We start from the raw sequence: 20,271 nt of genomic DNA on the forward strand, positions 1-20,271 counted from the left end.
GCTAGCCCTTCTCGACCCGCTGCACCGCCGTCGTGAACAGCTCATCCACTGCGGTCATATCCGGCTCGGCATCGGAAAAAGACATATACGTCACAGTGATTCGCACATCCCCCACCTGTCCGGCCAACGTCCGCATCGTCTGCGTCAACCCGGCCCCGCCGACATCCGGCGTCACCGTCCGCCGCAACGCCAACGTATCGTCCGCATCGATCGGCGGCGCCGCCTCGAGCTCCGTCGTCACCGTCGTCATCGCCGGCCCCTTGCTCACCCGCACCGAGCCGCACTGTTTCAGCTGGTTACGCAGCACAGCGAGCGGCTGCTCGGTCCGCGTCAATTCCACCGTGATCGTCGCCCGACTCGCATCATCGGTACCGACGGCGATCGCCGTCTTGTCCGCCCCGAACTGCTGCGCGGGCGGCACACAATTCTCCGGCTGCACCCGTGCACTCCGCCCCACCCCGGTCAAATCCCCCGCCGCCTGCGCCGCCGCCTCGGCGGGCAACACCACCGCCGGGTACCGCGCCGGAAACTGCGAGGGTGGTACCAGCAACGCCGACAACGCCCCCTCCACATGCCGCGTGACCACCGTCTGTTCCCCCGCGACCGGATGACCGTCCACGGTCGACGCGCACCCGGCGAGCAGCACGACACACGCCGCGGACACGGCGAAGCCCGCCCCTTTGCCCGCCGAATCCGCCACAGTCACCCACCCCACTGTGCCAAACTCCCTCTGCCCGCCCGCGATGCCACGCCGCCGCACCGGGAATGCGCGGGGCGCCGACGCTGTTGCCTCGTCGTATGGGTCAGTGTCCGGCCGTGCGCGGTGGCTGTCACCCACATGGGGGACAATGGACGTTGGTCCCCGTCTCGGACGCTGCTCGTCTCGAATGACTTCGGTGTCGAAGATTGAGCACCACCCGGGCCGGCGGAACCGCGCAGGAAGGAGCACGCGATGGAGCACGAGTCGCGAATGTACGAACTGGAGTTTCCCGCTCCACAGCTGTCGTCCGACGACGGCGCGGGTCCGGTCCTGGTGCACGGACTGGAGGGCTTCACCGATGCCGGGCATGCGGTGCGGCTGGCCACGACGCACCTGCGCGAGAGTCTGGAAAGCGAGCTGGTCGCTTCCTTCGACGTCGACGAGCTGCTGGACTACCGTTCGCGCCGTCCGCTCATGACGTTCAAGACCGATCACTTCTCCGAGTACGCCGAGCCCGAGCTCAACCTCTGGGCGCTGCGCGACACGGCTGGCACCCCGTTCCTGCTGCTCGCGGGCATCGAACCGGACCTGCGCTGGGAGAAGTTCACCACCGCGGTGCGGCTGCTCGCCGAACAGCTCGGCGTGCGCCGCAGCATCGGCCTCAGCGCCATCCCGATGGCGATCCCGCACACCCGTCCGCTGGGCGTGACCGCGCATTCGTCCGACCGCGACCTCATCGCCGAGCATCAGCGCTGGCCCGGCGAACTGCAGGTGCCCGGCAGTGCCTCGTCGCTGCTGGAATACCGGATGGCCCAACACGGTCAGGAATCCGTCGGCTTCTCGGTGCACGTGCCGCACTACCTGGCACAGACCGCGTACCCGGAGGCCGCGCAGACCCTGCTGGAGAACGTCGCCGACAACGCCGGCCTGGATCTCCCGCTCGCCGCGCTCGGCGAGGCGGCGGCGCGGGTCCGCGAACAGGTCAACGAGCACATCGCCGGAAACTCCGAGGTGGAGACCGTCGTGCACGCGCTGGAACGCCAGTACGACAGCTTCGTCAGCGCGCAGGAACGCCAGTCGAGCCTGCTCGTCGGTGACGGCGAACTGCCCAGCGGCGACGAACTCGGCGCCGAATTCGAACGCTTCCTCGCCGAGCAGGGCGGCTACGAGGGCGAGACCGGTCCCGGGCCGGAAGAGCAGCGGTAACAACCCTGCGGGCGCCAGCCCGTAGGGTGTTCGGAGTGGATCTGACCGAGCTGCTGGAGATACCGGGAACCGACGCCGACGCCCTCTACGAGTCCTTCGGGGCGTGGGCGGCCGAGCAGGGCACCCCGCTGTATCCGGCGCAGGACGAGGCGCTGCTCGAATTGGCGTCCGGATCCAACGTGATCTTGGCGACGCCAACAGGTTCCGGTAAGTCCCTGGTCGCGGTCGGCGCGCATCTCATCGCCCTCGCCCAGGGCAAACGCACCTATTACACCGCCCCGATCAAGGCGCTCGTCAGCGAGAAGTTCTTCGCCCTGTGCGAGGTCTTCGGCGCGGACAAGGTCGGCATGGTCACCGGCGACGCCGCGGTCAACGCGGATGCGCCGATCATCTGCGCCACCGCGGAAATCCTCGCGAACCTCGCCCTGCGCGAGGGCTCGGCCGCCGACGTCGGCCAGGTCGTGATGGACGAATTCCACTTCTACGCCGACCCGGATCGCGGCTGGGCCTGGCAGGTTCCGCTGCTGGAACTGCCGCGCGCGCAGTTCCTGCTGATGTCGGCCACCCTCGGTGAGGTCGACTTCTTCGCCGAGGACATGCAGCGACGGACCGGCCGCCCGTCGGCCATCGTCGCGGGCACCGAACGCCCGGTCCCGCTGACCTTCTCCTACGCGCGCACCCCCATCACCGAAACCCTCGAAGAACTCGTCACCACCCACCAGGCCCCGGTCTACGTGGTGCATTTCACGCAGGCCGCCGCCCTCGAACGCGCCCAGGCGCTGACCAGCGTGAATTTCGCCACTCGCGCCGAAAAGGACGCCATCGCCACGGCATTGGGCGAATTCCGTTTCGCCTCCGGTTTCGGCAAAACGCTGTCCCGGCTGATCCGGCACGGCATCGGCGTGCATCACGCGGGCATGCTGCCGAAGTACCGTCGCCTGGTCGAACGTCTCGCCCAAGAGGGTCTGTTGAAGGTGGTCTGCGGCACCGACACCCTCGGCGTCGGCATCAACGTGCCCATCCGCACCGTGCTGCTCACCGGCTTGACCAAGTACGACGGCGTCCGCACCCGAAGGCTGAAAGCCCGTGAGTTCCACCAGATTTCGGGCCGGGCGGGTCGCGCGGGTTACGACACCATGGGCACCGTCGTCGTCCAGGCTCCCGAGCACGAAGTCGAGAACACCCGCCTGCTCGCCAAGGCGGGCGACGACCCGAAGAAGCAGCGAAAGGTGGTGCGCCGCAAGCCGCCCGAGGGTTTCGTCTCGTGGAGCGAGGAAACCTTCGACCGCCTCGTCGCCGCCCAGCCGGAGCCGATGGTGTCGCGCTTCAGCGTGACGAACTCCATGCTGCTCAACGTGATTGCCCGTCCGGGCAACTGTTTCGACGCCATGCGCCACCTGCTCGAGGACAACCACGAGCCGCGCCCGGCCCAGCGCAAACACATCCTGCGCGCCATCCGCCTCTACCGCGCGCTGCGCGACGCCGGCGTGGTTCAGCAGCTCGACGAACCCGACGCGCAGGGCCGCCGCGCCCGCCTCACCGTCGACCTGCAACGCGACTTCGCTCTCGACCAGCCGCTGTCGCCGTTCGCACTGGCCGCCTTCGACCTGCTGGACAAAGACGCGCCCGGCTATACCCTCGATGTGGTGTCCCTCATCGAATCGACGCTCGAGGATCCGCGCCAGCTGCTGATGGCTCAGCAGCACAAGGCGCGCGGTGTGGCGATCAACGAGATGAAGGCCGACGGCATCGAGTACGACGAGCGAATGGAGCTGCTCGAAGAGGTCACCTGGCCCAAACCCCTGGCCGAGCTGATCGAGCCCGCCTTCGAGACCTACCGCGCCGGGCACCCGTGGGTGTCGGAATTCGCGCCGTCACCCAAGTCGGTGGTGCGCGACATGATCGACCGGTCGATGACCTTCGCGGAGCTGATCTCGTTCTACGAGCTGGCCCGCTCCGAGGGCGTGGTGCTGCGCTACCTCGCCGACGCCTACCGCGCGCTGCGCCGCACCGTGCCCGACGCCGCACGCACCGAGGAACTCGACGACATCACCGAGTGGCTCGGCGAACTGGTCCGTCAGGTCGACTCGAGCCTGCTCGACGAGTGGGAGCAGCTCACCAACCCCGGCGCGGAGATCGACACCGACCAGCTCGCCTTCGGCGCCGAGACGGTGCGCCCGATCTCCGCCAATGAGCGCGCGTTCCGGGTGATGATCCGCAACACCATGTTCCGCCGGGTCGAGCTGGCCTCGCTGCGCCGCTGGGATGTGCTGGCCGACATGGGGACCGGGCCGGACTGGGAGACCGAGCTGGCCCCGTATTTCGAGGAGTACGAGCGCATCGGCATCGGCCAGGACGCGCGCGGACCGCAACTGTTCCAGATCGAACGAAGACCCGGTTTCTGGCAGGTGCGTCAGGTCCTCGACGACCCGGCGGGCGACCATGGCTGGTCGATCGTCGGTGTGGTGGATCTGGCCGAGTCCGACGCCGCGGGTGAGGTCGTCTTCGACGAGATCACGGTCTCCGCAGGCTGAGGCGCACCGCCCGCCCCACCCGAATCACTACAGAATCCATACAGGTCAGCGGCTATCTCACGCCCGTTTACGGGTGGTTCGCTGAGGTGCCACCGGCACGAGGTTTGACGGATTCGTTTCTGGGTAGGGGCCGCTGATACTCTCTCCGCTGCTGCCAAGCGAAAGATCAACTATGCCCGAATCACCGTTTCTTGTCATCTATCCCGAGCGAGTGCGTGCGAATTTCCACGCGCTCCATGCCGCCATGCCCGCGGCAAGGATTCGCTTCGCGGTCAAGGCAAGTCCGGTGCCGGAGATCATCCGCGCGCTCGACGAGGAAGGCGCCGAGTTCGATGTCGCCAGCATCGGCGAGATCGAGCTGTGCCTCGCGCTCGGTGTCGAACCCGACACGCTCTGCTACGGCAACCCGATCAAGAAGGCCGCCGACATCGCCCGCGCCTACGCGCTCGGCGTGCGCCGGTTCGCCTTCGACACCGAGGACGATCTGCTGCGCATCGTGGAGCACGCGCCGGGCTCGGAGGTCGAATGCCGCTTCCTCGCTTCGGCTCCCGAGTCGCGCACCCCGTTCGGCACCAAGTTCGGCTGCACGCCGGGTGAGGCGTTCCGGCTGCTGGTGCGGGCCCGTGACCTCGGGTTGATCGTCGGGGGGCCGTACTTCCACGTCGGGTCCCAGCAACTCGATCCGGACGCCTGGCGGATCGGCGTCGAGCAGGCGGGACGCATCGTGGAAGCGTTGGCCGACAAGGATATTCACGTCCGATCCGTGAATATCGGTGGCGGACTGCCGATCGCGTACGCCGATCCCGCGCCCGCCCTCGCCGAGATCGCGGCGGTGATCGACGCCGCCGCGGCCGAATTCCTGCCCGGGACCGCCGGATTGGTGGTCGAACCCGGCCGCGCGCTGGTCGGTTCCGCGGGCATCATCCACGCCGAAGTTGTCGGCGTGCGCATCGCGCCGGACGCCCGGCGCTGGGTGTATCTCGACATCGGCCGCTACAACGGCATGGCCGAGACCGAGAACGAGTACATCGCCTATCGATTCGTCACGGATCGGGACGGTGACCCTGTCGACGAGGCAGTGGTGGCTGGTCCGACCTGCGACGGAGACGATGTACTGTATCAACGCACGCGTGTCCTCCTACCGACCACGTTGCGAGCCGGTGATCGCATCCAGATCCTCGACACCGGCGCCTATACCGCGAGTTATTCGTCGGTGTCCTTCAATGGTTTTCCGCCCCTGACCGTTCATGTCTCGGGCGCTGAGCGAGAGTGAGTTTGCCCATGACGGCGGATTTCACCGGCTGGCACGTGCTGGCCGAGTTCGGTGGTGTCGACGCGACCCTTTGCGACGACCTCGAACGACTCGAATCGGCGTTGCGTGAGTCTTTGATCGCGGCGGGCGTCACCATCTGCGATGTCGTACACAAGAAGTTCGATCCGCAGGGGGTGACTGTCCTCGCGCTGTTGTCGGAGTCTCACGCCTCGATTCACACCTATCCGGAGTCCGGCGACATCTTTGTCGACGTTTTCACCTGCGGCAGTATCGGCGCCGGTGCGTCGAAAGCCGTCGAACTCCTACGAGATAGATTGTCTCCCAAGGATGTTCGAATGCAGGTCATCCGCCGCGGGCACGGCTCGCAGCGGATCGAGGAACCAGTTGGCGCGGGCCTGACCCGCATCTGGGACCTGCACGAGGTCATCGTGGACACCAATACACCGTTCCAGCACATGGTGATCGCGCGCACCGAGCAGGGCATCAGCCTGTTCTCCGACGACGATCGCCAGTCCACGGAGTTCTCCCAGGTGACCTACCACGAGGCGATGATGGTTCCCGCCTTCGTGCTGGCCGAGAAGCTGGACAAGGTGCTCATCATCGGTTCCGGTGAGGGCGTGGCCAGCCAGATGTCGGTCGCCGCAGGCGCGACGCTGGTCGACCACGTCGACATCGATCAGCTCGAGGTCGAGCTGTGCGCCGAGCACCTGCCCTACGGCTACACCAGCGACGAGCTGGCCGCCGCCGTGCGGGGCGAGGGCCCGGTCAAGGTGCACTACGCCGACGGCTGGGATTTCCTCGCCAAGGCCGCCGAGGCCGGCACCCGCTACGACGTCATCGTGATCGACCTGCCCGACGAGCGAGTCGAAGACGCGCAGCACAACCGCCTCTACGAGTCCGAGTTCCTGTCCCGATGTCGGGCCCTGCTCGCTCCCGGCGGCGTGCTGAGCGCCCAGGCCGGCTGCGCGACCATGTGGCGCAACGAGACGTTGAAGCGTTCCTGGAACCGCTTCCACGAACAGTTCGACACCGTCGTGCAGTACGGCAGCGACGAACACGAATGGACATTCCTGTTCGGCACGAACGAGCGCCTCGACGACCCGGTACAGGCCATGACCGACCGGCTGTCCACCCTCCCCTACCGCCCCGAAACCGTCGACGCCCGAGCCCTCGTGCGCGGCGCAATCGAACCATACGCCCTGCGCGTATAAAACCCCCGAACAACACCGGCTCCCAAGTGATTTCACTTGGGAGCCGGTGTTGTTTCGACTTGACGCAGGTTGCATACGCGTGATGCAAGCTGCAACCTACGTCAGGAGGATGCTTCCTAGGTCAAGTCGTCGGGGTTGCGGGGAGGTGTTGGGCGGCTAGGAACGGTTTCGGTAGTCCTCGACGTTGAGGCCGCCGACGCCCCAGTTGGTGAGGTCGATCTCGTCGATGACTACGAAGGTGGTTGCCGGGTCCTTGCCGAGGACGTTCTGGAGGAGATCGGTGACGCCTTTGATCAAGTGCGCCTTCTGTTCTCGGGTTACGCCTTCGTTGGTCACTTTGATGTTGACGTAGGGCATCAGGCGGCCCGGCCTGCGATGAAGCCGCCGTCTACGGGGAAGATGTGGCCGGTGGTGAATTCGGCGTCGGCGAGATACAGGACGGCGGCGGTGGTTTCGGAGACCTCGCCGATGCGGTTCAGCAAAGCCAGTCGGCCGGAGGCGGTTTCGTCACCGTCGCCGAACAGCGGGGTGCGGATGATGCCGGGCGCTACCGCGTTGACCCGGATCCCGTCGGCCGCGAGTTCCGCGGCGAGGCTGGTGGTCAGCGCATGTACGCCGCCCTTGCTGACCAGCGCGGCGGAGGCGGGTAGCCCGGCCAGTGCGTGGTTGATGAGCACCGTGCCGATATTCACGATGCTGCCGCCGGTTCCCTGCTGCTTGAGTTGTCGCACCACGGCTTGCGTGGTGAAGTACGTGCCCTTCAGGTTGCCGTTCAAGTAGCTGTCGAGGTCTTCCTCGGTGACGTCCACGAACGGCTTGGCACCGAAGATGCCCGCGTTGTTCACCAGCACATCGACACCGCCGAACCGTTCGACCGCCGCCCGCACCAACTCCGAACCTGTTGCCGGAGAGCCGATATCGCCCGCGAAGGTGGCAACCCGGTCAGGCGCGCCCAGTTCCGCGGCCACGTCGGCCAGCTTGCCCGGATCGCGGCCGTTGAGCACCACCGTGTCCCCGCGCGCCACAAACGCCCGGGCGATATCGCGCCCGATCCCGCTGGAGGATCCGGTCACGATCACCGTCTTCGTCATCTGCACTCCTTCTGATTGATACGACCGGTCGTCTTGGAATAGGCAAGCAAGACGACCTTTTGAGAAAGCCCCGGTTCAGGGCATGAAGTAGTCCCCCAGCAAACGGTCCAAACACTTGTTCAGCGGCGCCAACGTCCGATCGATCTTCATCCGGATCACCGCCCCCTCCCACGATTCGAGCAACAGATCCGCCAGATCGACCGCGTCGATATCTCCGCGAATCATCCCCAGCCCCTGCGCTTCCCGCAGTTGCTCGGCGACCCGATCACGCCACATCCCCCACGCACTCGACAACGACTCCCGAAGCAGCTCACTACCTTCGAGCTCCCCACCCAGGTTCGCGATCAAGCACCCCCCGGTGAACTCCGCCGCCACGAAGTCCTCCATCAGCCGCCCGAAAAAAGCCCGCAACCCACTGACCGGATCCGCCGCACCCCCGAACGCCTCACTCAAATTCCGCTGCACACACAGCGAATGATGCTCGATCACCGCCCGCCCAAAACTCTCTTTGCTATCAAAGTAGTTATAGAACGACCCCTTCGGCACCCCCACCTTGTCCAAGACCTGCTTGATCCCGGTCCCGTGATACCCATTCGCCAAAAACCCAGCAGCCCCCTCCTCCACCAAAAGCTGCCGAGTGTCCCCACTCCGTCGCGGTCGCGCCATACCGCAAATATACGACCGGTCGTCTATAAACGCCAATCGAGCCAAACGACACCAAATGGGTATTGCCCACATGCACACTTGGTGACATGATGGGCACGGAGGTAATGCGATGACAATGTCCAGTTTGGATCTGAGCCGCTTCGAGATCGTCGGCGAAAGTGAGGCCGATTCCCGCGGGCGCGTCGCATTGGGGCGCGCGGGTGCGCGCCCGGGCCGCCGATACCAGATACGCATCAACAGCGACGGGGTGGTGGTTTTGGTGCCAGTGGTCTCGATTCTGGAACGCGAGATGATGGTGTGGGAAAATCCGCACCTGGCTGCGGAGATCCGGCAGGGCGTGAAAGACGCCGAGTCCGGCGACACGGTCGACCTCGGCGACTTCACGCAGTTCGCCACCGACCCCGAGGACAAGGCCTGACCGGTGGCATATGAACTGCGCTTCGCGCGCGCTGCCGCCGACGCCTTGCACACACTAACCAAAAGACCCCACACGGCAACCAAACTCAGAAAGGTGCACAGAGCGCTGGGTCTACTGCAGACGGACCCGCTCTATCCCGGCCTGAATTCCCATCGCTACCAAAACTTTCCAGGCCTGGAGAAGGAGAAGATCTGGGACTCCTACATCGAGAACCAGACGCCGGGCGCATGGCGCATCTATTGGATGTACGGACCGGACTTCGAACGCGACGGCGAATCGGTGTCAGTGATCACCGTTCTGTCGATCGGACCACATCTTTGACCCATCCCGCCATTCGGCGGAGCGGGTGATGAAGTGTGGGAGGTGGTGGGTGGCGAAGTGGCCGCGGTGCCAATCTTCTTGTGCGACAGGGGCTGTCCATACATAGGTCCAGGCCGGATCCGCCGAGTCGGCCAGGTGGATCGGGCGTAGGTCGTATTCGTCGTCTTCGAAGGCGTCGAGGATCGCCCACTCCGCAGCGGTGAGACCGGCGAGGAGGACGCCGTGGGCTAGGGCATTCGGTTCGGGGACCAGGCCGGGGTACACGCGGCCAGGTAGAGCCGCCACCCGCCAGCCGGGCGCGGTGGCGGTTGTTCGCTGTGGGACGCGGCCGATCAGGACCTCCAGCACCTCCGGGAACTGGAGTGTTCCGTAGGCGAACAACGAACGGTCCTGTGCAGCAACCGCATTCCATCTCCCAATGCCCGGCAGCTGGTCCATCAGCTCATCCTCTCGCATCGTCGATCCGCGCGCAGGGCAAGTGAATGCCGATGAAATTGCTTGGCACCGAACACCTTCCAGCCCTTACTCCGGACGTTTGCTGCGGATGATCGCGGCGAGGTACTCGTAGTCCTCCGCGCGAGCAGTCGAGGTGCGGTAGGCGAGGCCGACGGTGCGGCCCGGTGCGGGCGTGGCGAAGTGGGCGGTATCGAGTGTGCCACGGGCGGTCTCGGAGGCGACGGCCATTTCCGGGATCAGGGTGACGCCGAGACCGCCTGCGACACACTGCACTACGGTCGCCAGTGACGCGGCGCGGGTGTCGCCGACCGCGGCCGGATGGACCTCGGCCGAGCGGCACAGGTCCAGGGTTTGGTCGCGCAGGCAGTGGCCCTCGTCGAGGAGCAGCAGGGGCAGCGAGTCGAGGACGGACGGGGCGAGGTCGGTGCGGCCGGCCAGCTCGTGGCCGCGCGGTGTCACCAACACGAATTCCTCGGTGTACAGCGGGATCTCGACGAGGCCGGGAAGGTCGGCGGGCAACGCCAGCAGCGCCACATCGAGCACGCCGGTGCGCAGCCCGTCCAGCAGCCGTGCGGTCTGATCCTCGATCACTTGCGGGTGTAGCGCGGGTAACTTCTTCTGTAACTCCGGAAGAAGACCTGGCAGCACATACGGAGCAACCGTCGGGATGATGCCCATCCGTAGCGTGCCGCCGAGCCCGTCACCGGTCGCCGACGCCACGAAACGATCCGCCGCCTCGAGCGTTGCCATCGCTTTCGGCAGCAACCGCATGCCCGCTGCGGTGACGAGGACCCGCCGCGTGCTCCGCTCGATCAGTTGCAGTCCGAGCCCGTGTTCAAGTGCCGCGAGCGCCTGCGATAGCGTGGGTTGGCTCACACTGAGCCGCGCTGCGGCAGTGCCGAAGTGGCGATATTCCGCGACCGCCACGAACGCACGCAGCTGTGACAGGGTCGGCTGATAAGTCTGATCGGTCACGGCTATCAGTGTAGTGCGACTGATCACCTTTACCTTTCACAAGCCCTTCGGCAAGATCGCAAGGGAGCTTTTCTGCTTTTCTGCACAGTGCTAGCAAACCCACCCAGAACGAGGAGATTAGGCATGGCCTTGCTGACCATCGGCGACCAATTCCCGGCATACAACCTCACCGCTGTCATCGGTGGTGATCTGTCCAAGGTCGACGCTCAGCAGCCTGACGATTACTTCACCCAGATCACCAGCGACGATCACGCGGGCAAGTGGCGGATCGTCTTCTTCTGGCCGAAGGACTTCACCTTCGTGTGCCCGACGGAGATCGCTGCGTTCGGCAAGCTCAACGAGGAATTCGCGGACCGCGACGCGCAGGTGCTCGGTGCCTCGGTCGACAACGAGTTCGTGCACTTCCAGTGGCGCGCCCAGCACGAAGACCTGAAGACCCTGCCGTTCCCGATCCTGTCCGACCTCAAGCGCGAATTGGCCGCCGCCACCGGCGTTCTCAACGCCGACGGCGTCGCCGACCGCGCGACCTTCATCGTCGACCCGAACAACGAGGTGCAGTTCGTCTCGGTCACCGCGGGTTCGGTCGGCCGCAACGTCGACGAGGTGCTGCGCGTGCTCGACGCACTGCAGTCCGACGAGCTGTGCGCCTGCAACTGGAAGAAGGGCGACCCGACCATCAACGCGGGCGAACTGCTCGCCGCGAGCGTCTGACCCCAGAAGCACTGCGCCACTAGATGATCGACCCTGAATTCACTGCTCCCCGCGCTGGCGGGGATGACCCGAGGATAGAGACATATGAGCGTTGAGAACCTGAAGAACTCCCTCCCCGAGTACGCCAAGGACCTCAAGCTCAATCTGTCATCGCTCGCGCGCACCACCGTGCTGAACGAACAGCAGCTGTGGGGCACCCTGCTTGCGTCGGCGGCCGCGACCCGGTCGGCGACCACGCTGCGCGAGATCGCCGAGGAAGCCGCGGACGTGCTGTCCGAGCAGGCGTACAACGCCGCGCTCGGCGCCGCCTCGATCATGGGCATGAACAATGTGTTCTACCGGGGCAAGGCCTTCCTCGACGGACGCTACGACGACCTGCGGGCCGGTCTGCGCATGCAGATCATCGGCACCCCCGGGGTCGACAAGGCCGATTTCGAGCTGTGGTCGTTCGCGGTGTCCTCGATCAACGGCTGCGGGCACTGCCTGGAGGCGCACGAGCACACGCTGCGTGAGGCGGGCGTGTCCCGTGAGGTGATCTTCGAATCGCTGCGCGCGGCCGCCATCGTCGCCGGTGTCGGCCAGGCCGTGGAGTCGACCGAAACGCTTGCCGCCGCCAAGGTCTGAGCAATCGAACCGAGGCCGTCGACGGATCCGCTCAGCGGACCGTCGGCGGCCTTTGTCGTACCTGCCCGACCAGCGACAATGACTCGATGAACGCGCGGTGTGGGCTACGCGACAGTTCGATGTCGGCACCGGATAGTAGGCTCGGCGACCATGGGCACACAGCTTGACGTGGTGCGAGTTTTCACCGATTCCGCAGGCCGATTCGGCAACGAACTGGGCATCGCCCGGGCCGCGGACGTGGCCGAAGCCGACCGGCAGGCGCTCGCGGCGAAAGCCGGATACAGCGAGACCGTCGTGGTCGAGGACCCGGTCGATGAGATCGCGCGCGTGCGGATCTACACCCCCGCCGTCGAACTGCCGTTCGCCGGCCACCCGTCGGTAGGCACCGCCTGGTGGTTCGCCGAACAGGGCAAGCCGGTGCGGCAACTGACCGTCCCGGCGGGACCGGTCGCCGTCGAGCTGTCCGAGGGCCTCACCTGGATCACCGCCCGCGGCGAATGGGCCCCCGACTTCACCTTCCACCAGCTCGCCGACCTCGACGAACTGACCACCCTGCGCCCCGACGACTTCACCGGCGGGCCGCACTACTTCTGGGCCTGGACCGACGAGACCCGAGGCGTCCTCCGCTCCCGAATGTTCGCCCCCACCTTGGGAATCGCCGAGGACGAGGCCACCGGCGCCGCAGCCGTCGCCATCACCGCCCTCCTGCGCCGCGGCCTGGTCATCACCCAGGGCAAAGGTTCCCAACTCTTCACCGCCTGGGACTCCGACGGCTGGGTCCGCCTCGGCGGCCGCGTAGTCGCCGACCAATCAGTAGAGATCTGACCACACCACAAGTCCACCCGACCGCGGGCTGCGCACGTTCCGTCCTGCCGCGCACAAAATCGCTGGCTGATTCATACGCGGCAAGCAAACCCGTGCGCGGCAGACAAACCGGCGCGCGCCCGCCCTCGAGCGCGATGGCGGGCGATCGACGGCGGGCTGCGCACGTTCCGTCCTGCCGCGCACGAAATCGCTGGCTGATTCGAACGCGGCAGGCAAACCTGTGCGCGGCGGACGATCGGTGTGTGGCTGGTGCGAGAGGCATGCGCATGTTGTGTTGGGGCGCTGAAACGTTTGTCACGCAGGGCTGGTGCGGCGCAGGGGCGTCTGCCACAGGGCAATCGGGCTCAGGGCAGCGGCACACTTGTGATCGGGCTGGTTGTCGGGGTCGGGGAGCCGCCGACGGGTTCGACGCTGACGGCCAATGTCTCGCCGGAGTCGAACGCGGTCACGAAAGGCTTTGTTGCCGAGGGCAACTCATCGAGCACCCCCGCCGATCGCGGCTTCGACTCGGTACCGGTCGGCAGCAACCACACCTGATACTCCCGCCCGGACGGCGGTTCGGCCACTCCGTCGAACGCGACCACCGCAAGTCGTTGCTGCGGTGAGACTTCCACCACGACCGTGCCACCGCCGGTGACCGGTTTGGTCAGCGTGCGGGCGTCCGGTTGGCGATGCACCTGCTCCGCGCCGGGCACTCCGGGTGGCGCGTCGCCGATCCGGTCGGCGATCACGCTGCCGCCGATGACCAGACAGGCCGCCGCGGCCACCGGCACCACCCAGCGCATCCGCCGCTGCCACGCGGACGGAAGATCGGCGCGCCCGTCGTCGGGCAGTGCCGCCAGAATCCGGGCCTCCAGCTCCGGTGGCGGCACCTGGGCGTCGAGGGCGGCGACCCGCGCCATCACCTCGTGCATCCGCTCCACGGTGTCCGAGAAGGCTTGCCGCACAGCGGGCTCGGCCTTCGCCAGCCGCTCCTCGATGTGGCGGCGCTCGATATCGCCGACGGCGTCCAACGCGCACGGGTACGCCAGGTCGAGCAGTTCCGCGTCGGACCGCGGGGGGATGTCAGCCATCGGCGCCTTCTACGGACAAGCACTTCTCCAGTCTCTTCAGACCATCACGGATGCGAGTCTTCACGGTGGGTAACGGCACCGATAGATGGTCTGCGACTTCACGGTACGTGCGCCCGGTGTAGTAGGCCAGCGAGATCGCCTCGCGCTGGGGCGCGGTGAGCGCGTCCAGGTACCCGAGAACCTCGCGCTCCTCCATCCGCTGGGTCACCGATTCGGCGACGACGTCGTGATCGCGGCACCCGTGCGAGTGGGCGTAGCTCAGGTCGCGGACCGCGGCGGCGGCTTCCGCGCGCACCCGGTCGACCGCGCGGCGATGCGCGAGCATCATCAGCCAGCCGATCGGGCTCGACAGCGCGGCGTCGTAGTGATCGGCGCTCGACCACACCTGGAGGTACACCTCCTGCGTGACTTCCTCCGCGGCGGCGTGGCTGCGCAGGATGCGCACGGCGAGCCCGAAGACCCGAGAGCTGGTGAGCCGGTAGAACTCGGTGAACGCGGCGCGGTCACTCGTTGCGGTCGCCGCGAGCAAGGTGGCGAGTCGCCGGACGGCCAGCGCGGAGCGATGTCGATCGAGCTCGCTGGGCAGCGGGCACAGGCGTAACGCATCGTCGGCACCCGGCGCCGGATCACCGGACCGATGGGCTGAAGCGAAACCGTGCTCCGTCATGGCCGAATCCCTGCCTGCATAGACAGGGGTTCGGTATGAGCTGGCTCGCGGATTGGTCTGGGACGCCGGTCAATTCGAAACTGCCGCAATCAACATGTAGGCGGTGCCGAGATCCATGACCACATGCGGCACCATCGCCGACCGCTTGCTCGGTCCGGTCAGCGCCGCGACACACCCACCGGAGCGCAAGAGAATACCCAGGTAGCCCGGCGTGTTGGCGAGTGGGCGGCCGACGGCGAGGGCAACGAGCAACGCGTCCGCGGCGAACACCGCGGCGAGCCCGAGCGCCGGAATCACGGCAGGTCCGCCGGGGTGACCCGACATCGCGTGCCCGGACAGGGCGTACAGCATGGCCGCGGCGGTTACCGTGTGGTAACCCAGCGGCACGAGCCGCTCGACCGGCGTCCGGTCAGGCGCGCTGTGCCACTCCGAGATTCGGCTCGCCAGCAAGGCCGCGAAGACCACGATCATCGCGGTGAGCACGCCGCGCACGGCCGACGGGTTCGCGCCGGAAGGAAACACCAGCATCGCGAGCATCACCAGGCACATGATCAGGTGCGCGGCGTCGGACTCGTGATACCCGACAGACACCGAGCCGGCAGTCGAACCCCCTTGCCGCCACCCATGATCCGATCCCGCGACCAGCCGAGCAGGCGCGGCCAACCGCCCGAGCACGATCGCCCCCGCGATCAGAAACGCCGCGACCACCGACCACCGCAATGCGGTGTACTCCTGCACGAACTGCGCCACATCCCACCACCTCTCGTCGCGGCGACCGTGGACCTGCCCGTTCTATGCTCGCACCCGATAACCGCAGGGGTGCCCTTTTCGCCGGGCCCGCAATCTCAGTGCGGCACCGTCTGCCGGTACCGGTCGACGGCCGAGCGCGCGAAGCGGCCCGGCGACACGCCACGCCACTGCTTGAACGCGTTCGAAAAGCTCGGCGCGCCCGAATATCCCATCCGGTAGGCGACGTCCTCGACGGTCAGGCCGGTCGAGAGCAGCTCCTCGGCGAGGGTGCCGAAGGTTTCGGCGCAGAGCTGACGGTAGGACGTGCCTTCCTCGGCCAACCGCCGTCGCATGGTGCGCAAGCTCATGTGCAGCCCGGCCGCGACGTCTTCCTGACCGAGCCTGCCGTTCATCTGATGCATCAGCATCGACCGCACCGAACCGGCCACGCCCTGTCGCAGGCCGCGACGCTGCAGCAGATCGTCGCACTGCTCCTCGAACAGCTGGGCGGTGAGCGGGCTGGCCTGCGGCATCGGCTCATCGATGCCGGTGGCGTCGAAGACCGCGGTCTGCAATTCCGCGGAATCGGTGCTCGGGATCTCGAATTGGTCGAAGATCGGCGCCAGCCGCGGTCGCAGTCCGCCCGCGACCTCGACGCGCAGCACCGGCGGCGGCACGCCGAACACCAGGAACCAGTTCGTCAGCAGCGCGGACACATCGCGTTCGGCGAGGAAGCCGCGCAGATCGTCGGGCAGCTCGCGGTCGTCGCCGTAGAGCCAGATCTCCTCGCCCCGGTAGACGTGCCAGGCGCGGGAGAACGAGGTCATCAGGCTGAAGTACCGCATGGCGACGTCGATGGCCTGTCGCATCGTCGGGCTGCTGAGCACGGCGAGGGCGAACACGCCGAGGGTGGTGATGTGGGTGCGGGTGCCCGCTTCCAGGCCGAGGCCCGGCTTGTCGTCGAGCAGCGTGACGATGTTGCGGACGATACCGAGTTCCTGCGCGGCCGTGATCTCCGCGCCGGGCGTCTTCAGCACCCGAGGATCCAGATCCGTGCCACGCAGGCACTGATTCTGGGTGAGACCGTGATCTTCCCCGAGCTCGACGAGGATCACCGCGTGTGTCACCGACCGCCGCCACTCCCATGAGGCCACGCGTCCATCGTTGCTTGCTATGGCCGATATGCGCAAGGTTTTTGGCCGGAGATCGTATGTTCCACTCTCCCAAGGGGGTTCGGCCCGGTAAACCAAACCGTCCGACCGGTTCGGCGTGGCCGGTCTCCGCAACCTTTTCGGCCGAAGTCAGCATGGACAGCTACCCCTGGCCGGATTGCGCAAAGTGCTGACCCGATATCGCATGGAGCGCACGTCAGCGACACTCTAGCGTTCGAAGGAGACTAAGGCAGGCGAAAACATATGTCTCGGAAGACACTCGCTGGCAAACGGGTCGCGATCACCGGGGGTGCGCACGGCATCGGCCGCGAGACCGCGTTGGCGTTCCTGGCGGAGGGAGCCGATATCGTCCTCGGCGACGTGGATGTGGGGGCGGTGCGCGCGGTCGCCGATCAACTCGCCCGATCGCATGGCGGCACGGTGATCGGGCTGGCGCTCGATGTCACCGACAGTGCCCGTTTCGGGAGCTTCCTCACCTTCGCCGAACGCAAACTCGGCGGCTTGGATGTCGTGGTGAACGCCGCCGACATGATGCCGTCCGGCCCGTTCCTCGCGGAATCGGAGGCCGAGTCGGATCTGCAGATCGATATCAACCTGCGGGCGGTGATCATCGGAACTCGGCTGGCTGCAGAACGATTCATCAGTCAGGGGCACGGGCAGATCGTGAACATCGGGACCGCGGCCGGAGTCCCCGCGGCGTTGGGCGTCGCCGTGTACTGCGCGACCAAGCACGGCGTGGTCGGTCTCGGCGCGGCGCTCGACCTGGAACTCGCGGACACGGGCGTGACCGTCAGCACCGTATCCTCGGGGTCACTCGGGGATCCAGAAGCCGTGGCCGACTCAGTAGTCGACTGTGTCGTGCACCAGCGAGGCGGCCTGATCAGCGTGCCACCGACCAGCGCCCTACGTGCCGCGCTGCGCCCGCAGGGCGGAATCCTGCGCCGCATGTTCACGCGCAACGGGCAGAGCCACTGAGTCCGACCAGAACTCGCACAGCACGCATTTCGAACACCTTGATCGCACACCACGGACGTAGCTCGAACAGGGCTCGCGCAGTGCGACGTTGAGCACTCGAGCGCGCACAACAGGCACTGCGCGGTACATCGGCGAGCACCTCACTCACGTGCAACGGGCGCACCGAAGCACACGATCGACCACCTCGCCCACACGCAACGGGCACAGCGCACCACACGTTCGGGCATCTGACTCACACGCAACGGGCAAGCGTTGATCGCGATCAGAGCTCGCGCAGTACGCGTTTGAGCACCTTCCCCGTCGGGTTACGCGGCAGCTCATCGATGAACAAGACGTCGCGCGGCACCTTGAAGCGCGCCAGGTGCGCCTTCACGTGCTCACGTACTTCGTCCTCGCCGAGCGAATATCCTTCCCGCACAACGATCACCGCACGCAATCGCTGCCCGTATCGATCGTCGTCCACGCCGAACGCACTCACTTCCGCGACCGCCGGGTGCGCGGAGAGCAGCTCCTCGACTTCGCTGGGGAAGACGTTCTCGCCGCCGGAGACGATCATGTCGTCGTCTCGGCCGTCGATGAAAAGCCTTCCCACACTATCGAAGTGGCCGACATCGCCGGTCGACATCAGGTTGCCGACGCGTACCTTGTCGCCGCCGCCGGTGTAGCCCTCGAACTGGAAATTGTTGCCGACGAAGATCCGGCCGGTCTGCCCCGCGGGCAGTTCCGCACCGTGCTCGTCGAGGATCTTCACGATCGCGCTCGACACCGGGCTACCCACGCATCCCGGCTCAACCGCCAGGTCGGCGGGGGTAGCGATGGTCGCGTAAGCCACCTCGGTGGAGCCGTACAGGTTGTAGACGACCGGACCGAACGCCTCGGTCACCTTGGTACACAGATCGGCACCCAACTGCGAGCCAGCGACGAAGATGATCCGCAGCGTGGAAAAGTCATGTCCCACAAGAGCTTCCGGGCCGAGATCGACCAACCTCTGCAACATCACCGGCACCGCCACCAACGCGGTGGCGCGATGACGATGCAGACTGTCCAACACGACCTGTGGATCGAAGCGGCGACGGATCACCAGCGTCGAACCGAAGCCGAGCGCGATGAACATGTGCGCGAAGCCGAGCGTGTGGAACATCGGCGCGGGGCATTCGGTGATCTCGCGGGCCCGGAACGGCACCTTGTCGAGGATCGCGCCGAGCGGAGCCAGCGAGGTCGGTTCGCTGCGCGGTGCGCCCTTCGGGGTGCCGGTCGTCCCGCTGGTCAGCAGAATGACCTTCGCGGTGGTAGTGGCCCGTCGCGGAGTCGATCGAGCCGCGCCCGCGATCAGATTCTCCAGCGTGTCGACGCCGGGCTGCTCGGCCCAGGCACGGTAGCGCCCGCGCGGCGCGGTGAGATCGCCGAGCACCTCCCTGTACTCCTCGTCGAACACCAGCAGGTCTGCCCCCTCCCTGCTGACCACCTCGCGCAGTTGCGGGCCCGCGAAATCAGTGTTCAACAATACGATTCGGGCACCGCATTTGGCCGCGGCAAACACCGCGTAGTGGAAACCACGGTGGTTGCGGGCGAGGATCGCCACGACCTCGCCGTCGCGCAGGCCGCGGGCCCGCCAGGCATTGGCCAGCGCGCTGGTGCGATCGTCGAGTTCGCGGAAGGTGATCGAGCCCAGTTCATCGATGAGTGCCGTGCGGTCCCGATAACGCTGGGCGGCGACCGACGGAATCGCGCCGAGCAGGCCGAACCGGTAGACAGCCGCACCCATCTTGGCCAGCCGGTCCGGCCGTTCCGGCGTCACCAGGCCGGCCCGCACGGCCAATGTGGCGTAATAGGTTTCGTCGGCGGCACGGCGAGCAGCGCCCGCGGCGAGGGTTGCGACCTTGGCGAGCTTCATGATTCAGACCCCCTGGCCGGACAACGACGTCCGCCGAGCAAGTGCGGGCAAGTGCCCTCTCAGTAAAGCCGGTCGATCGGGGTCCGTCGAGTGATCATGACGCCGCGCTTCGATGCATTATGGACAAATGTCTAGCAACACCGACCAGTCTGCTACCGCAGGCGCCCGCGCCACCGACTCGACCTCGACCAGCTCGAAGCTCACACTGCGCATCGTTATCGACGACCTCTCCGGACCGGAGATCGCCGCACTGCTCACCGAACACGTAGCCGAGTTGGGCGCGCAATCCCCCGCTGAGAGCATGCACGCGTTGGACCTCGACGCGTTGCGCCGTCCAGAGATCACTGTGTGGAGCGGTTGGGACGGCGACACCCTGGCCGGCTGCGCCGCACTCAAACAGCTCGACGCCGAGCACGCCGAGATCAAGTCCATGCGCACGGCGGCGACGCACAAACGCCGCGGCATCGCGTCAACTCTGTTGCGCCACTTGCTGGCCGAAGCGACCGCCCGCGGATACCGGCGGGTGAGCCTGGAGACCGGCACCCAAGACTTCTTCACTCCTGCCCAAAAGCTCTACGCCGCCCACGGTTTCGAATTCTGCGAACCTTTCGGCAACTACAAACTCGACCCGTTCAGCCACTTCATGACGCGCACGCTCTGATCAGCACAGCGGCACGCTTTCTGATTTCCAGCACCGAGATTCGCATGCGATTCCCGGTGCGGGAGATCAGAAAGCGTGCCGCAGATCAG

22 protein-coding genes are annotated in these 20,271 nt (G+C 66.4%); 11 read left to right on the forward strand and 11 right to left on the reverse strand.

Annotated elements, in window-relative coordinates:
• Window position 1 precedes the first annotated feature (1 nt).
• Window positions 2-706: a sensor domain-containing protein gene (locus ACFWF1_RS29845; protein WP_379283835.1), complete on the reverse strand. Its 705-nt coding sequence runs from the start codon at window positions 704-706 to the stop codon at window positions 2-4.
• Window positions 707-952: 246 nt separating this feature from the next.
• On the opposite strand from ACFWF1_RS29845, the gene ACFWF1_RS29850 reads away from it, so the two are divergent.
• The 4 genes from ACFWF1_RS29850 (at window position 953) to speD (ending at window position 6,924) form a co-directional block, all read left to right on the forward strand.
• The gene (locus ACFWF1_RS29850) at window positions 953-1,906 is read left to right on the forward strand and encodes a PAC2 family protein (protein WP_379283834.1); all 954 of its coding nucleotides are present in this window, start codon (window positions 953-955) and stop codon (window positions 1,904-1,906) included.
• Between the two features lie 35 nt (window positions 1,907-1,941).
• Complete coding sequence (locus ACFWF1_RS29855; RefSeq protein ID WP_379283833.1) at window positions 1,942-4,440, forward strand: DEAD/DEAH box helicase; 2,499 nt, start codon at window positions 1,942-1,944, stop codon at window positions 4,438-4,440.
• A 172-nt stretch (window positions 4,441-4,612) separates the two neighbouring features.
• Window positions 4,613-5,713, forward strand: coding sequence for a type III PLP-dependent enzyme (locus ACFWF1_RS29860; protein ID WP_379283832.1), 1,101 nt, complete (start codon window positions 4,613-4,615; stop codon window positions 5,711-5,713).
• 8 nt (window positions 5,714-5,721) lie between these two features.
• Window positions 5,722-6,924, forward strand: coding sequence for an adenosylmethionine decarboxylase (gene speD, locus ACFWF1_RS29865; protein WP_379283831.1), 1,203 nt, complete (start codon window positions 5,722-5,724; stop codon window positions 6,922-6,924).
• A 156-nt stretch (window positions 6,925-7,080) separates the two neighbouring features.
• On the opposite strand, the gene ACFWF1_RS29870 is transcribed toward speD, so the two are convergent.
• The 3 genes from ACFWF1_RS29870 to ACFWF1_RS29880 form a co-directional block, all read right to left on the reverse strand.
• Complete coding sequence (locus ACFWF1_RS29870) at window positions 7,081-7,281, reverse strand: 4-oxalocrotonate tautomerase family protein (protein ID WP_379283830.1); 201 nt, start codon at window positions 7,279-7,281, stop codon at window positions 7,081-7,083.
• On the reverse strand, window positions 7,281-8,015 hold the full coding sequence (locus ACFWF1_RS29875; RefSeq protein ID WP_379283828.1) for an SDR family NAD(P)-dependent oxidoreductase: 735 nt from the start codon (window positions 8,013-8,015) through the stop codon (window positions 7,281-7,283). The genes ACFWF1_RS29870 and ACFWF1_RS29875 overlap by 1 nt, the downstream gene beginning before the upstream one ends.
• Before the next feature lie 75 nt (window positions 8,016-8,090).
• Window positions 8,091-8,681 carry a TetR family transcriptional regulator C-terminal domain-containing protein gene (locus ACFWF1_RS29880; protein WP_379283827.1) on the reverse strand — a complete coding sequence of 197 codons (591 nt, stop codon included), beginning with the start codon at window positions 8,679-8,681 and terminating at the stop codon, window positions 8,091-8,093.
• Between the two features lie 109 nt (window positions 8,682-8,790).
• Here ACFWF1_RS29880 and ACFWF1_RS29885 point away from each other — a divergent pair, with 109 nt between their 5' ends.
• A complete protein-coding gene (locus ACFWF1_RS29885) occupies window positions 8,791-9,099 on the forward strand; it encodes a hypothetical protein (RefSeq protein WP_379283826.1) in 309 nt (102 codons plus the stop codon).
• Window positions 9,100-9,102: 3 nt separating this feature from the next.
• A complete protein-coding gene (locus tag ACFWF1_RS29890) occupies window positions 9,103-9,420 on the forward strand; it encodes a hypothetical protein (RefSeq protein ID WP_379283825.1) in 318 nt (105 codons plus the stop codon).
• Here ACFWF1_RS29890 and ACFWF1_RS29895 read toward each other — a convergent pair.
• Both ACFWF1_RS29895 and ACFWF1_RS29900 read right to left on the reverse strand, forming a co-directional pair.
• Window positions 9,382-9,876, reverse strand: coding sequence for a gamma-glutamylcyclotransferase family protein (locus tag ACFWF1_RS29895; RefSeq protein ID WP_379283824.1), 495 nt, complete (start codon window positions 9,874-9,876; stop codon window positions 9,382-9,384). The two genes, ACFWF1_RS29890 and ACFWF1_RS29895, sit on opposite strands and share 39 nt — an antisense overlap.
• A gap of 66 nt (window positions 9,877-9,942) precedes the next feature.
• The gene (locus ACFWF1_RS29900; protein ID WP_379283822.1) at window positions 9,943-10,851 is read right to left on the reverse strand and encodes a hydrogen peroxide-inducible genes activator; all 909 of its coding nucleotides are present in this window, start codon (window positions 10,849-10,851) and stop codon (window positions 9,943-9,945) included.
• 123 nt (window positions 10,852-10,974) lie between these two features.
• On the opposite strand from ACFWF1_RS29900, the gene ACFWF1_RS29905 reads away from it, so the two are divergent.
• The 3 genes from ACFWF1_RS29905 (at window position 10,975) to ACFWF1_RS29915 (ending at window position 13,011) form a co-directional block, all read left to right on the forward strand.
• Window positions 10,975-11,562 (forward strand): peroxiredoxin, encoded by a 588-nt coding sequence (locus ACFWF1_RS29905; RefSeq protein ID WP_107658151.1) that lies wholly within the window; start codon window positions 10,975-10,977, stop codon window positions 11,560-11,562.
• 84 nt (window positions 11,563-11,646) lie between these two features.
• The gene (locus ACFWF1_RS29910; RefSeq protein WP_357378915.1) at window positions 11,647-12,186 is read left to right on the forward strand and encodes a carboxymuconolactone decarboxylase family protein; all 540 of its coding nucleotides are present in this window, start codon (window positions 11,647-11,649) and stop codon (window positions 12,184-12,186) included.
• Between the two features lie 150 nt (window positions 12,187-12,336).
• Complete coding sequence (locus ACFWF1_RS29915; RefSeq protein WP_379283820.1) at window positions 12,337-13,011, forward strand: PhzF family phenazine biosynthesis protein; 675 nt, start codon at window positions 12,337-12,339, stop codon at window positions 13,009-13,011.
• 344 nt (window positions 13,012-13,355) lie between these two features.
• Here ACFWF1_RS29915 and ACFWF1_RS29920 read toward each other — a convergent pair whose 3' ends face one another.
• The 4 genes from ACFWF1_RS29920 to ACFWF1_RS29935 all read right to left on the reverse strand — a co-directional run bounded on the left by ACFWF1_RS29920 (window position 13,356) and on the right by ACFWF1_RS29935 (window position 16,634).
• Window positions 13,356-14,084, reverse strand: a complete 729-nt coding sequence (locus ACFWF1_RS29920) for an anti-sigma factor domain-containing protein (protein ID WP_379283819.1) — start codon at window positions 14,082-14,084, stop codon at window positions 13,356-13,358.
• Complete coding sequence (gene sigK / locus ACFWF1_RS29925; protein WP_379283818.1) at window positions 14,077-14,751, reverse strand: ECF RNA polymerase sigma factor SigK; 675 nt, start codon at window positions 14,749-14,751, stop codon at window positions 14,077-14,079. The genes ACFWF1_RS29920 and sigK overlap by 8 nt, the downstream gene beginning before the upstream one ends.
• A 69-nt stretch (window positions 14,752-14,820) precedes the next feature.
• Window positions 14,821-15,501, reverse strand: a complete 681-nt coding sequence (locus ACFWF1_RS29930; protein WP_379283817.1) for a DUF5134 domain-containing protein — start codon at window positions 15,499-15,501, stop codon at window positions 14,821-14,823.
• Window positions 15,502-15,596: 95 nt separating this feature from the next.
• Window positions 15,597-16,634: an AraC family transcriptional regulator ligand-binding domain-containing protein gene (locus tag ACFWF1_RS29935; protein WP_379283815.1), complete on the reverse strand. Its 1,038-nt coding sequence runs from the start codon at window positions 16,632-16,634 to the stop codon at window positions 15,597-15,599.
• Between the two features lie 261 nt (window positions 16,635-16,895).
• Here ACFWF1_RS29935 and ACFWF1_RS29940 point away from each other — a divergent pair, with 261 nt between their 5' ends.
• Window positions 16,896-17,627: an SDR family NAD(P)-dependent oxidoreductase gene (locus ACFWF1_RS29940; protein WP_379283813.1), complete on the forward strand. Its 732-nt coding sequence runs from the start codon at window positions 16,896-16,898 to the stop codon at window positions 17,625-17,627.
• Between the two features lie 262 nt (window positions 17,628-17,889).
• On the opposite strand, the gene ACFWF1_RS29945 is transcribed toward ACFWF1_RS29940, so the two are convergent.
• Window positions 17,890-19,521 carry an acyl-CoA synthetase gene (locus ACFWF1_RS29945; RefSeq protein ID WP_379283812.1) on the reverse strand — a complete coding sequence of 544 codons (1,632 nt, stop codon included), beginning with the start codon at window positions 19,519-19,521 and terminating at the stop codon, window positions 17,890-17,892.
• 127 nt (window positions 19,522-19,648) lie between these two features.
• On the opposite strand from ACFWF1_RS29945, the gene ACFWF1_RS29950 reads away from it, so the two are divergent.
• Entirely contained in the window at window positions 19,649-20,182 is a 534-nt protein-coding gene (locus ACFWF1_RS29950) for a GNAT family N-acetyltransferase (protein ID WP_379283810.1), read from the forward strand.
• The last annotated feature ends 89 nt before the right edge of the window (window positions 20,183-20,271 follow it).

Origin of the sequence: Nocardia sp. NPDC060255, assembly GCF_042727395.1 — a bacterium.
GTDB lineage: Bacteria > Actinomycetota > Actinomycetes > Mycobacteriales > Mycobacteriaceae > Nocardia.